The sequence below is a fragment of the Campylobacter sp. FOBRC14 genome (genome assembly GCF_000287855.1).
GTDB classification, from domain to species: Bacteria; Campylobacterota; Campylobacteria; order Campylobacterales; family Campylobacteraceae; genus Campylobacter_A; species Campylobacter_A curvus.
Genome location: NZ_ALJJ01000005.1, coordinates 1 through 12,563 on the forward strand (window position 1 = coordinate 1; position 12,563 = coordinate 12,563).

The 12,563-nt window shown below is 39.4% G+C and carries 9 protein-coding genes, 1 tRNA gene and 1 pseudogene; 1 reads left to right on the forward strand and 10 read right to left on the reverse strand.

The features are described 5' to 3' along the window. From HMPREF1139_RS00490 to HMPREF1139_RS00535, 10 genes and pseudogenes are all read right to left on the reverse strand, one after another. Positions 1 to 283: pseudogene (locus HMPREF1139_RS00490) on the reverse strand (restriction endonuclease subunit S); the annotation flags it as partial. Between the two features lies 1 nt (position 284). Then, positions 285 to 1,754: a class I SAM-dependent DNA methyltransferase gene (locus HMPREF1139_RS00495; RefSeq protein WP_009649364.1), complete on the reverse strand. Its 1,470-nt coding sequence runs from the start codon at positions 1,752 to 1,754 to the stop codon at positions 285 to 287. Between the two features lie 8 nt (positions 1,755 to 1,762). Next, positions 1,763 to 4,048 (reverse strand): EcoAI/FtnUII family type I restriction enzme subunit R, encoded by a 2,286-nt coding sequence (gene hsdR, locus HMPREF1139_RS00500; protein ID WP_009649368.1) that lies wholly within the window; start codon positions 4,046 to 4,048, stop codon positions 1,763 to 1,765. 102 nt (positions 4,049 to 4,150) lie between these two features. Then, the gene (locus HMPREF1139_RS00505; protein ID WP_009649370.1) at positions 4,151 to 5,830 is read right to left on the reverse strand and encodes a hypothetical protein; all 1,680 of its coding nucleotides are present in this window, start codon (positions 5,828 to 5,830) and stop codon (positions 4,151 to 4,153) included. A gap of 34 nt (positions 5,831 to 5,864) precedes the next feature. Next, positions 5,865 to 6,131 (reverse strand): helix-turn-helix transcriptional regulator, encoded by a 267-nt coding sequence (locus tag HMPREF1139_RS00510; RefSeq protein ID WP_034965879.1) that lies wholly within the window; start codon positions 6,129 to 6,131, stop codon positions 5,865 to 5,867. A 336-nt stretch (positions 6,132 to 6,467) separates the two neighbouring features. Beyond that, positions 6,468 to 6,542 (reverse strand) — tRNA-Asn (locus HMPREF1139_RS00515). An 82-nt stretch (positions 6,543 to 6,624) separates the two neighbouring features. Beyond that, positions 6,625 to 7,527, reverse strand: coding sequence for a radical SAM protein (locus HMPREF1139_RS00520; protein ID WP_009649366.1), 903 nt, complete (start codon positions 7,525 to 7,527; stop codon positions 6,625 to 6,627). A 5-nt stretch (positions 7,528 to 7,532) separates the two neighbouring features. Beyond that, positions 7,533 to 9,488 (reverse strand): methyl-accepting chemotaxis protein, encoded by a 1,956-nt coding sequence (locus HMPREF1139_RS00525; RefSeq protein ID WP_009649374.1) that lies wholly within the window; start codon positions 9,486 to 9,488, stop codon positions 7,533 to 7,535. Positions 9,489 to 9,498: 10 nt separating this feature from the next. Beyond that, positions 9,499 to 10,527, reverse strand: coding sequence for a uroporphyrinogen decarboxylase (gene hemE / locus HMPREF1139_RS00530; protein ID WP_009649372.1), 1,029 nt, complete (start codon positions 10,525 to 10,527; stop codon positions 9,499 to 9,501). 117 nt (positions 10,528 to 10,644) lie between these two features. After that, the gene (locus HMPREF1139_RS00535) at positions 10,645 to 11,148 is read right to left on the reverse strand and encodes a YqhA family protein (RefSeq protein WP_009649365.1); all 504 of its coding nucleotides are present in this window, start codon (positions 11,146 to 11,148) and stop codon (positions 10,645 to 10,647) included. Between the two features lie 296 nt (positions 11,149 to 11,444). Between HMPREF1139_RS00535 and HMPREF1139_RS00540 the strand changes: the two genes are divergently transcribed. After that, a complete protein-coding gene (locus tag HMPREF1139_RS00540) occupies positions 11,445 to 11,927 on the forward strand; it encodes a GNAT family N-acetyltransferase (protein WP_009649373.1) in 483 nt (160 codons plus the stop codon). Positions 11,928 to 12,563: the final 636 nt, after the last annotated feature.

Here is a 12,563-nt window from a genome sequence, read left to right on the forward strand (position 1 = left end):
CCAGTCTCACCCAGCTCCAACTTTGCGGTATTTCAAACGGAATTTCATCTTCGATGCAACGAGTTTCTTCGCCTATCTTCTCATAATGTAAATTATCCTCGCCTTTAAAGATAACGCTGTCAAATTTTGACGGCTTGATCTTTTTATCTTTTATAAGCCTATCTTTTTCCTTGCGAATTTGCTCTACTAGCTTAGATGCCGGTTCGTCATGCGGATCTTGCGGTACTAATTTACCTGTGATTGCTAAATTTAAGATGGAGCTTTTTAGCTGTTGTGCCGTCATCTTACGCCTTTTGATTTAATATCTCTAAAACTTTAGAGATCGTATCATCGATGCTGGTATTTAGCTCCGCTCTATGTTTTTGATATTCGGCTATTAGCACAAACGGGTCTTTTACCTCTTCGCTCTCACTTGGAAAACCGCAAAGGTCAAGACTGTAGTTTCGCTCTTTGATCTCGTTTATAGTAAAGCATTTTGACTTATCAAAGCCATCAATGTTGATCTCTTCGCGATTGTTCCACCATGAGATAACGGGTGTAAAATGCTCCAACTTCATCGGCTTTGTTTTACTAAAATTTTTCTGTCCTTCAGGCATATCTAAACGGTAAAACCAGATTTTATTTGTCGGCTCGCTAGCATTAAAAAATAGAATATTTGTCGTAATTGACGTATATGGCGCAAAGACTGAGCGAGGCAAACGCACGATCGTATGTAGGTTAAATTCATTTAAGAGCTTAGTTTTTATAGCTACCTTTGCATTGTCGGTACCAAATAAAAATCCATCTGGCAAAATAACAGCTGCACGACCCTTAAATTTTAATCTAGCCATTATGACGTTCATAAACAAATCCGCTGTCTCTGAGCTTCTAAGCTCAATAGGAAAGTTACTTTTTATGTTATCTTTTTCACTGCCTCCGTATGGTGGATTCATCAAAATCACATCAAATTTATCCTCTGGCGTGTAGTCTCTAATATCCTTTTCTAGTGCGTTATCGTGATAAATTTGAGGATTATCAATGTCATGCAATAATAAATTTGTCGCACTTAGCAAAAACGGCAACGCCTTTTTCTCAATACCATAGACGCTATCTTTATAAATTTCTCTCTCGTCTGCAGTTTGTATCTGCGAGTCTAGCTCTTTAAGAGCCGACGTTAAAAATCCACCGGTTCCGCAAGCAAAATCCGCAACTCTTTCTCCGATTTTAGGCTTAATCATCTTAGCCATAAAGTCGGTTACGGCGCGTGGCGTATAAAACTCTCCGGCGTTTCCAGCGCTTTGTAAGCTTTTTAATATCGTCTCATAAATTTCGCCAAACGCGTGTCTCTCTTTGAAATTTTCAAAATTTAGCTCGTTTATCACGTTTATCACTTGACGAAGCAAAACTCCGTCTTTCATGTAGTTATTATTGTCCTCAAATGCCTTTTTTACGATGGCTTGGCGAGTAGTGGTTTGTGGGGTGATGGTGATATTTTTTAGAGTTACAAAAAGCTCGTTATTTACAAAATTTAAAAGTTCGTCACCAGTTAGTGCCTTGCCGTCTTTGTTATCTATCGCCCAGTTAGAGTAGCGCAAATTTGTTGGCATAATAGAGCGATAGTTATCATCATCGATCTCCCATTCGCTCTCTTTTGCATCGTAAATTTTTAAAAACAATATCCATGTAATTTGTTCTATTCTTTGGGCATCTCCGTTGATGCCTGCGTCATTTCTCATAATGTCTTGTAGTCTTTTTATAAAATTTCCTAAACTCATCTTCGTCCTTATGCTGCATAAATTTCTTTTTCAAGTTCTTTTATGGCTTCAAAATACTTCTCTTTTCCACCAAAAAAATCATTTACTATTTCTAGCATCCCACCCATATCTCTAAACGGATCATTTTTAAGTACATTTATGTTTTCTAGGTCGCTTATGCCGTTATCTGCGTATTTATCAATAAGTTTTAATAAAACCTCTCTTGCTTTATCAGAATATTTGCTCAAAAAGTCTCGCTTTTTGACGCCGTCTGCACGCTCTTTTCTAGTGCGCGGTGGTTTGTTATAAGCTATATGACAGATCAGATCAAACTCATCCAAATTTGTAAACTCAGGTTTTATTTTTAGTTCATCTAATAATACGCCGTGATCTTTTAACTCATTGATAATAGCTTGTTTTTTGCTTTGCGCATCCCAGCTTGTTATGAAATTTTCAAGGCTTTTAAACTTAGCTAAGATGTTTTGTCTTGAAAAGTCTTTAAAGTCACTGGCAATTAGGTTGCCGTTTTGATCGTAAATTTGCTCTAACTCGTCTAATATTTTGACTTCGGCGCCATTGATCACGATTTTTCTTTCACCGCTTTTTTCTTTGTCTTCTTTTGGCTTTGGCGGTTTTTCTTCTGTAAAATTTGCTTTTGCTGGTAAATCGTCTTCTTTTATCGGCTCTCCATCAAATTTAGGATCCATAAAAAGACGACTAACGCCCCTAAAATCCAAAATCGTAAAATGCGTCTTGCCAAAATCCTCCCTAAGCCTCGTACCGCGACCTATGATTTGCTTAAATTCGGTTATGGAGTTTATACAACTATCTATCGCAATAACTTTGCATGTTTTGCAATCAACTCCAGTTGTTAAAAGCTTTGACGTAACAGCTACAACAGGGTATATCTCATCTGGTCTTGAAAATCTCTCTACCATAGCATTTACGTTCGGTACGTCGCCGGTAATTTGGGCGACATAGTTTGGGTTTTGCCTTACCAGATCGCTATTTTCGTTTCTTAATGCTTCACACATCCTTTGTGCATGCTCTATATCTACGCAAAAGACTATAGTTTTAGCCATACGATCGGTGCTTTTTAAAAATTCACTTATGCGACTAGCCACAAGCTTTGTTCTATTAGTTAAAACCAAATTTCTATCGTAATCTTTTATGTTGTAAATTTTATCTGGTATCTCATTGCCGTAATCATCAAGCATGCCCTCTGGTGGCCTATACTCCATTAAATCCACATCAATACCAACACGGATGACTTTAAACGGGGCTAAGAAGCCATCATTTATCCCTTGTTTTAGGCTATAAGTATATATAGGCTCCCCAAAATATGAGCTATTTGATATTTCATTATCCTCTTTAGGCGTGGCCGTAAGACCGATATGGGTAGCTGATTTAAAATAGTCTAAAATTTTGCGCCATTGTGAGTCCTCTTTAGCAGATCCTCGGTGGCACTCGTCTATGATGATTAAATCAAAAAAATCTGGGCTAAATTCACGAAACGGCTCATTACCGTCTTCATCTACTAGCTGTTGATAAAGCGATAGATAAATTTCATACGAACTATCAAGTAGTTTGTCTTTTATCTTGGTCATTTTATTGCCAAATGGCTTAAAATCGCCGGTTTCACTTTGATCAACTAGAATATTTCTATCTGCCAAAAATAAAATTTTCTTTTTTGCGCCAGCGCGATATAGCCTATGAATAATCTGAAAAGCTACATAGGTTTTACCAGTACCTGTCGCCATAACTAGCATCAATCGCTTTTTGCCGTTAGCAACGGCTTCAATGGCTCTATTTATGGCTACTTGCTGATAATATCTTGGCTTTTTGGCACCTTGGTCATAAAAATATGGCTCCTGTATGATTTTAAAAGCTCTTGATGAAAAATGTTTATATTCCAAAAATCGTTGCCAAAGCTCATATGGAGTTGGAAATTCATTTAGAGCTAACTCACGCTGAGAGCCGGACAAAAAATCAAATTCTATAAAGCTACTGCCATTTGAGCTATATGCAAATGGAGCATCAAGCATTTGTGCATATATTTTGGCTTGTTCTAGTCCATGCCTAATACTATGACTATCATCTTTCGCTTCTACGATGGCAAGCGGCAAATTTAACTGATAACTTAGGACATAATCGGCTTTTTTAATACCGACCTTATCCCTTTTTGCGACGTTGTTTATCAAATTTATTCTGCCATCGGTTATTTGATACTCCATAGAAATTTGACTCATCTTGTCCCAGCCGGCTTGTTCGATGGCGGGTGTTATAAATTTTAGCTTTACGTCTTCTTCGGTCATTTTGCCACCTTTAAAAACTTCCCTATAATAAAAATTATGAGAAGTTTAGAAAATACGAGATTATATCCAAAAATTTAGTCAAAATTAAATAAACCCCGTATATTACATCTCCATCCCATCTCTACTATACATCTTGCCTTGTATCTCATTTTTTATCTCCGCAGGCTCATCATCTAATAGCTTGCTAAAATTCGGTATTAAATTGCTTATTTTTGAGATAAAATTAATAACCTTCGTTTTAAAGTTTTCTAATACAGTTAACTTATCCTGTAAATTTTCTATCCTTTCGTCTTTAACTTTTACTTCTCTTTCTAGCTTGGATATTCTTTGATCTTTGCTATTTATAGAAGTTTGTAGTTTAACGATTTGTAGTCGCTTACTATCATTGTCTTCCTTTAAGGCATTCTCGCTACTTAACAACGCCTCCAGCTCTTCGTTTCTTTGTTTCAAAGACTGATTTGTTTTTTCTTTATATTCTAGGTCTTGATTGACCTTTTCAAGCTCACTTTTTAGTATGTTGCTTTGATTTGCTTTTTGTTTTAGTTCGTCTATTTTTTCTTTATCTGCTTCAAAGCTTTTTATTTGATTTTTTAGTTTATTGTTTTCATCTTCTTTTTGAATTAGCTCGGCCGAGAGATTGCTTATTTGTAAATTCCTATCTTTTATAATATTGTCTTGATTGTTTAGGTTCGCGTTAATCTCTTTTAGCTTTTCGTTTTCTTGGATTAGCTCTTCGTTAGATTGCTCTAGTTTATTATTTTTTGCTATCACTTCACCTTTGTTTAAAAGTTGCCTAGTTAGCTCGTTCACTCTTTGCTTTAATTCGCTATCGGTGACTATGTTTATATTGTCTTTCATTTGATCTAAAACCAAATTTACAAGATCTTCTACGAAAGCTTTATCGTCCTCGATTTCTAATCTCAAATAATCTTTGCCAAACATAGACTCTTTCTTTTTTATATACTTCCTTGCTTCATTAACTATCAATTGTCTAATTTTATTATTAAACTCTTGCTCATTATTAAACTCTTTTTCATCTTTGTGCATTTGTTTTAAATTCTTATGCTTTGCCTTGCTACCTATTTCGCCTCTTAGAGCGATGCCGTCAAATGCTATACCGCCCATTTCTTGCATACTTCTGCCGAATTTACTCGTATTTCCTTTTCCGTCGAATCTTAAATTTCTATGTTCTTTAAAGAGATAATTCGTAAAAATAAGCTGATAATGTTTAGTCTTTTCGTCGTTATGTTCGCTAATCAATAAACACTTTACGCCGTATTTTACACAGTACGATCTCGCAAATCTAAGGACTCTATCAAACGAAACTTGGGCGTTAACAAAATTAACTTCAGTTTGATTTAGCCCTTCCTTTTGGTTTTTTGGTCGTTCGGTGCCGAAACTTATCACCACTTCAGAAAATCCTACCATGTTTTCTCGCCAACGATTCTTTACCAATCTACCATTTTTATATGTTTTTGATTGGGCTTCGTAGTCGGCTTTCATCTTTTCGTGATATTCTTTCAAAAGCGCTTTTATATATTTCTTATCATTAAATTCTTTATCTCTTGCTGTGATCTCTCGCATGTGGCCGTTGTTGTTATATTCGCTAAGCACTATATATCTATTATTTCGGCTGTTACCTCTAAGATATCCAATCTTAGAGGCGTGTTTGACCTCTCTAACATTGTGCTCATACCTTATAATAGCCTTTTTGAGCGTCAAGAATTCGCTTCTTACACAAAGAACTAGGCTGTGTCCGCCTATTTGAAGGGCATTACTCATTTTTAGTCCTTTTCTTTATTATCTACCATAGAAATTAAGAGCATGTTTTAACCCTTTTTTGAAAAATATAAGCCGCAATGTCAGTAATAGCAAACGCTATTCTAGAATTCTTCGCATCTCCCATTTTGATATAACGAGGAATATCCCTGCCCTGCGATATACGAAGATCAAGAGTAGATACGCCGATACCAAGAACCGCTGCGGTTTGACTTCTATCTAGAACTACCTTTCCTTTATATTGGCTAGATATGTGCTCAAGAAGCGTTTTGTACTCTACGTCGTTATATAGTTCGTTAAGCATATTATTTTTATCCTTTTGCTAAGCTCTTACATAACTAATTATATGTACTTTTCATTTACTTTTATCGTTTTAAGCGGTTTTTGGATAGTTTTTGAAAAATTTTTAATACCCTATGGTTCCTTGGGGTATTTTAGAGTAATTTAGGATAAAAAATTATTTTCGTATTTTTAAAAATAAAAATAAGGTATCTTAGATTAACTTAGAAAGCTTGGTAAGAAATTGGAATATTAAAAAATTTTGGGAACAAATAGGGAACAAATTTTATAAAACTAAGAAAACTTAAAGTTCTTGAAATATCTGTAAAATCAGGGTTTTAAAAGGATTTTTGAATATAAATGGCTCCGGATGCTGGGTTCGAACCAGCGACCAAGTGATTAACAGTCACCTACTCTACCGCTGAGCTAATCCGGAATGTAAAAGAAGTCGTATTATAGAAAAAAACGACCGTTTTGTCAATAAAATTTAGCTTAAAATTTCCGCAAAACGGCTCGAGCTAAATTCTGACCTTATAAAACCAAACGCCTGCAACTTGCGTTTTATAAACCTTACCGTCGTCCAAAAGCTCGCTCAAATTTCTCCTTGAAAGCTCGGAAAAATTTTCCTGCACATTCTTTTGACTTTGTGGGCGACGCGCCAAAAGCTCTAAAATCTCATCTTTGCTAAATTCCATCACCTTATCGCTGCTCTTTGCACTAGCGATCACACAGGGCACGTTTTTTATATGCTCCGCCAGTTCATGCAAAAGCTCGCTATCTACACCCTTTACAGGGTAGGCGGGCGGGCGATCTATGGTGCTTATATCCACGCGGGCGGGGCGAATTTTATTGATAGCTAGATTTAGTGCCTCAAATTCCGTAGAAGTATCGTTAAAGCCCTTTACCACAAGCACTTCAAGCACCAGTTGACCTTTAAATTCTCGCCTAAATTTAGCTATGGCTTCGATGATATCATCCACCATCAGCCCCTTTTGTCCGCGATCTATCTTTTTAAATGTCTTTTGCAGTGCGCTGTCAAGGCTAAATTTCACGATATCAAGCCCCATCAATGCATCGCAAACCTCGGGCTTCAAAGCGCCCGTTGCGTTTGAGAGTATCAGTAGCTTCGCGCCGCCTTTTATCAAATTTAGCTGTGCGATGAGCTCTTTTAAATTTGTATAAAGTGTCGGCTCACCATTTGCCGTGAGCGTGATGACGTCGATGTTTTCATGCTCACGAAGTGCCGCCTTCACCTCGCTTATGATCTGTGAGATCGGCGGCTCGTTTGCTATCTTGTCAGTCGTTTTCGCGCCGCTTAGCTCGCAGTAGATGCAGTCAAAGTTACAGCATTTTTGCCCTACGGACAAGTCTATGCCAAGCGACATACCAAAACGGCGCGAATTTATGGGTCCAAAGACCACTGAATTTAAAATTTCTTTCTCCTAACCTCTTCGACGATGCTGCTAGCCATCGCATCGACCTCGTTCGTGACCTCGTTGGTTTTGTTTGCGACCGCGACGTTTTGATGTGTCAGATTATCTATTTGAGCGACGGATTGATTTATCATATTTATGCCATCAGCCTGCTCTTTGATGCTCTCGCTCATCTCGTTTATGCTTTGAGCCAGCACGTTTGCGTTAGCCTCGATCTCACCTAGGCTCTTTTGTGTGCGTTCGGCAAGCTTTCTCACCTCGTCTGCTACGACGGCAAAGCCTCTGCCGTGTTCGCCTGCACGCGCCGCCTCGATAGCAGCATTTAGGGCGAGCAAATTCGTCTGATCGGCGATGTCGCGGATGATGACGATGATATTTTTGATCTCCTCGCTTTGGCGTGTCACATCTTGGGCTTTTTGACTGATAGCGTTCATGGAGCTACTCATCTGCTCGACAGCCGCCGCGCTTTCTTGAAGTGAGCTTGCCTGAGAATTTGCTCCGTTTGTGAGCTCCTGCATAGAATTTGATAAAATTTCAGCCTTTTCTTTCAGCAAATGAGCCTGCTCTAAATTTGCCTTTAGCATATTTGAAATTTCAGCCCCGAGCAGGTCTATGCCGTTTGCGACCCTACCACTTTCGTTCACGCGCTTAGTGAAGTCTTGGGCTTTAAAGCCGTCAAGCACATCAAATATCGCCTTACTACTGCTTGCTATCTCCTCTTTTAGGCTATTTGATAGCTGAGCGAAGGCTTCTTTTAGTTTTATTAGAGCTGGGTTTGTAGTGCTTGCGTCTAAATTTGCAGTATAGTTGCCGCTTCTTATTTGTCCTACGAAGTTGTTTGCAGCGTTGATGAAGTCGTTTTGTTCGGATAGATTGTGTTCGATTTGTTTTATGTTTTCATTTACCAAAGTAGCCATTTGTCCTATCTCGTCACTACCTTTTACTTCAAGCAATGTAGCTTTACTTGTTTTGTTGTTTAGGAAGTCAAAGAAAGCTATCAGTCCGTCTTTTATAGAGTTGATGCCGGAGATGAGGTTTTTACCGATGAGTATGGAGATGCTAAGTATGATCAAGACGATCGCGACTATCAAGACCGCGCTTAAAATGAGCTGGCTATCGGCGTCTGATTTGATTTTGGCGCTCGCCTCTTTCATATCGTTTAACAAGCTTAGCTCAAATTCTCTCATATCGTCTATCAAATTTGTCATTTTACTAAACCAAGTCGGTGCGTCGTAGCTTGTATTGCTTGATTCGACGACGGTTTTTACTATGCCTGCGACCTCTTTAAATTCAGGCTTTGAAAGTACGATATTTTCAAATTCCGAGGTGTATTTTGCTGGGTTGTATTCGTTAAAATCATTGATAGATTTAAGGATGACTGCGTTTATGGAAACGATCCTGTTGTATTCGTCTTTTGACATGGTATGTTTTGAAAATACGCCGTTTAGACGCGCTCTAAGGATACCGCACGACTCTTTTATCTCGCCGATGATGAGCTCTCTTTTCAGCGCATCGGTCAAGCTTGGCTCGATCTCGCCGGCATAACCGTTTATCGTGATGATCTCGCCTCTTATCATATCTGTCATTTGATTTAATAAAGCGATACCGCCCTCTTTTTTATCTACGCCCGCTCTTATCGTGCTTAGCTTGCTTTTTATAGCGTCTTTATTAGGAAGATTTTCGACCGCTTTATCGACCTCGCCGCGCTGGGCTAAAAGGTTGGTATTGCTACCTCCTGCCAGTACGCCTGAGCTAAAGCCACGCTCTTTTTGCAGCTCGTGGATGAAGTTGTTTTGATTGATTATGACGTCCACTATCTGCCCGCTTTTTGCGGCTCTCTCGCGAGTTTCTACCACCCCTTTTAAGTAAAACACGCTGACTATGATAATACTAATAAGGCTAACAAGCATCAACAGCATTATCTTTGTTTTTATGCCTAAATTCCTCATTTATACCTCCTTATTTGTGATTGTGACTTTTTTCTTGAACCTGTTTGATGAAGTACTTCGCATTTTCGACCGGAATGTCAGGCAAAATTCCATGTCCTAGGTTAAAAATATGCGGCGCACCTTTCATGGTGTTTAAAATTTTATCCACGCCCGCGTCTATCGCCTTTTTCGAGTAAAGTCTCGTTGGCTCCATATTGCCTTGAAGGACGAATTTCGGGCTTAGTTTTTCTTTTGCAAGCCCTATGGGTGTGCTCCAATCGACTCCAAAAACCTCGAAATTTCCTGAAATTTTATCTAAAAAGCCACTCACTCCCTTTGGAAAAACGATGAGCGGAGTCTCGGGGAATTCAGCTTTTACGCTATCAACAATCTGCAAAATATATCGCCAGCCAAACTCAAAATACGCACTCTCTTCCAGCGCGCCCGCCCAGCTGTCAAAGATCTGCACCGCATCGACGCCCGCGCGGATCTGTGCCTTGACGTAGTCCGTGAGCGCGGCGGTAACTTTGGCTAAAATTTGATGTAAAAACTCGGGATCTGTATAAAGTAGCTTTTTGCAAACGGCGTAGGTCTTCGTGCCGCCACCCTCTATCATGTATGTCGCGATCGTCCATGGCGCACCGCAAAAGCCAATCAGAGCCTTGTCACGGGCTAAATTTTCACGCGTAAGAGCGATCGTATCATAAACGTAGCTTAAATTTTTAACCGCCCTATCCACGTCCAGCGCAGCAAGATCGTCCGCCGTTTTTACGGGACGATCAAAAACCGGACCCTCGCCCTTTTCAAATCGCAGTCCCATGCCCATTTCAAGCGGCACGACAAGGATATCACTAAAAAGTATCGCCGCATCGACGCCTAAAATTTCAACGGGCTGGATGGTGACCGCGCTTGCTTTTTTATAATCCTTGCAAAGCGAGAGAAAATCGCCCGCGCGCTCTCGCACAGCCATGTATTCGGGCAGGTAGCGACCCGCCTGACGCATCATCCAAACAGGCGTATAGGGAGTTGGTTTTTTCAGACATGCATCGACGAATATCATAAGTTTCCTTTGAATTTTCGGGAATTTTAGCGAAATTATTATAAATTCTTTAATAAATCGTCGATTTTTAAATATCCTAAAGCTTAAATTTAAAATTTGATGAAAATACCTGAAATTTTAGTGTTCGCCTTTATGAAGAAAGTAAAGTCCGAGGCAAAGTGCCAGCACCGAGAGCGCAAGATACATCATTTCAAGCGGAGTGCTAAAGTCCGCATGCAACACGCGCTGGAAGAAATTTACGATGAGTACCATGATGATGACCTTGCCAAGCTTGTCTTTTAACTCGTCAAGTGAATGCACCTCGATGACTTTGCTACGTTTGGAGTCTTTTAAGATGCTGATCTCGGAAATGAAAAGCTCGTAAATTCCAAAGCTGAAGATGTAAAGCACGAGTGCCATGAGATATAGATCTATCGCACCGACCACCTCGCCAACGACCTCGGAGTGGAAATTTTCAGGATGAACGCCTGCAAAAAAGTAGTCGTAAACAGTGATCAAAACCACGAAGATATCGTAGCTGGCGATGATAAAAAGAACGATCGCTCCAAGTAGTCCGAAGATGACGGGAAGTGCGGTGAAAGCGTTGCTAGAGAGCAGGATCTTTTCAAAAATTTTACGCATTGAGACCTCTTTTTTGATTTTAAAACGCGTATTTTATAATAAAATCCTTAAATTTGAGCGTTTTAAAGGCGGCTGGTTGCGGTGCAAATTTGGCTTAAATTTGTGCTTTGGTTTTGGTGTGGTCGGTTAAATTTGGGAATAAATTTGCGCTCTTTTGGCGAGCGTGATGAGGACAAGAACCCGCACCGCGAAGGTGTGAATGTGTGATATGGCACGGTTTTGGGCTAAATTCGGAGTGTTTTATTATCCATAAAAGTGTAATGAATATGCTATAATCTGCCAAAAAAGGAGCAAAAATGAAAAATGAAATCGTGATAAATGAATTTGAGCCGGGCGATGCAAGCTTGGTTTGCTATTTGCAGATGAAGCTATACCGCGAAAAATACGGCTTTAAGGCAAATTTTGAATACTATTTGATGCGTGCGATGGCGGAATTTTTGCGCGATCCAAGCAGCGGGCAAATTTGGGTGGCAAAACGTGGCGAAAAGCTCATTGGCTCGGTCGCCATCATAAAGACTGATGAGAAAAGTGCGCAGTTGCGGTGGTTTGCCGTGGATGGGAGCGCGCAAGGAGGCGGTATAGGTGGTAAGCTTTTGGATACGGCACTAAAATTTAGCGATGAGTGCGGATATAAAACGATAAATCTATGGACGATAGATATGCTACATGCTGCGAGGCACATGTATGCAAAGCGTGGGTTTGTGCTAGTACAAACAAGTGAAAACAGCGAATGGACGGATGGGGTGCTGATAGAGGAAGAGTGGCGAAGAAGTCTGTAAGCTTGGGGTCATTTGGATGGCTTGGCGGTTAAAATTGTTTGGATTTTGTTAAAATATTTGGCTTTGTTGTAGTCAAATGGCTCTATTGTAGTATAAAGTATTGACGTTTGCTTCGCTTCTACTTTGCACCTGCAAACGAGGCGAGGCGTTTCCTTGGGCTCTACGAGAAGCGCGAAGTAGAAACCTCGCTCGCTCCAAGGGATGACGCAGGCACAAATAGTGCTTAAAGAAATCTTTTTTGCTTTGCTTCTATAAAGCGGTTGCGAACGAAATGGGGTGATTGGCTGTAAGCAGTGCGAAGTAGAAAAAATTAGAAATGCAACCCTTTAGTAGAGGATATTTCTAAGGGTGGCAAAGCGACCGAGTAAAAAATACGTTCAAAAAAGCTATTAAATTTCACTTTTTTGGTTAAATTTGTAGTATAAATTTAATCCAAATTTGGCTTTTGGTAAATTCAAATTAAATTAATTTGACCCGTAAAGGTTTTATTATATTGCCTTTGCTAGCTGCAGAATAGCTGTAAAATAAATAAGTATCCTAAAAAAGAAAAGGCTCTATTATAATAAATCATTGATGCTTGCTTCGCAAACCTTGCTCGCTCCGCAAAACACCGAACATATAGCACGATTTTCGCGT

Coding starts and splice junctions, on each gene's coding strand:
- HMPREF1139_RS00495 (WP_009649364.1), bottom strand. CDS start 1,754: ATGAGTTTAGGAAATTTTATAAAAAGACTACAAGACATTATGAGAAAT.
- hsdR (WP_009649368.1), bottom strand. CDS start 4,048: ATGACCGAAGAAGACGTAAAGCTAAAATTTATAACACCCGCCATCGAA.
- HMPREF1139_RS00505 (WP_009649370.1), bottom strand. CDS start 5,830: ATGAGTAATGCCCTTCAAATAGGCGGACACAGCCTAGTTCTTTGTGTA.
- HMPREF1139_RS00510 (WP_034965879.1), bottom strand. CDS start 6,131: ATGCTTAACGAACTATATAACGACGTAGAGTACAAAACGCTTCTTGAG.
- HMPREF1139_RS00525 (WP_009649374.1), bottom strand. CDS start 9,488: ATGAGGAATTTAGGCATAAAAACAAAGATAATGCTGTTGATGCTTGTT.
- hemE (WP_009649372.1), bottom strand. CDS start 10,527: ATGATATTCGTCGATGCATGTCTGAAAAAACCAACTCCCTATACGCCT.
- HMPREF1139_RS00535 (WP_009649365.1), bottom strand. CDS start 11,148: ATGCGTAAAATTTTTGAAAAGATCCTGCTCTCTAGCAACGCTTTCACC.
- HMPREF1139_RS00540 (WP_009649373.1), top strand. CDS start 11,445: ATGAAAAATGAAATCGTGATAAATGAATTTGAGCCGGGCGATGCAAGC.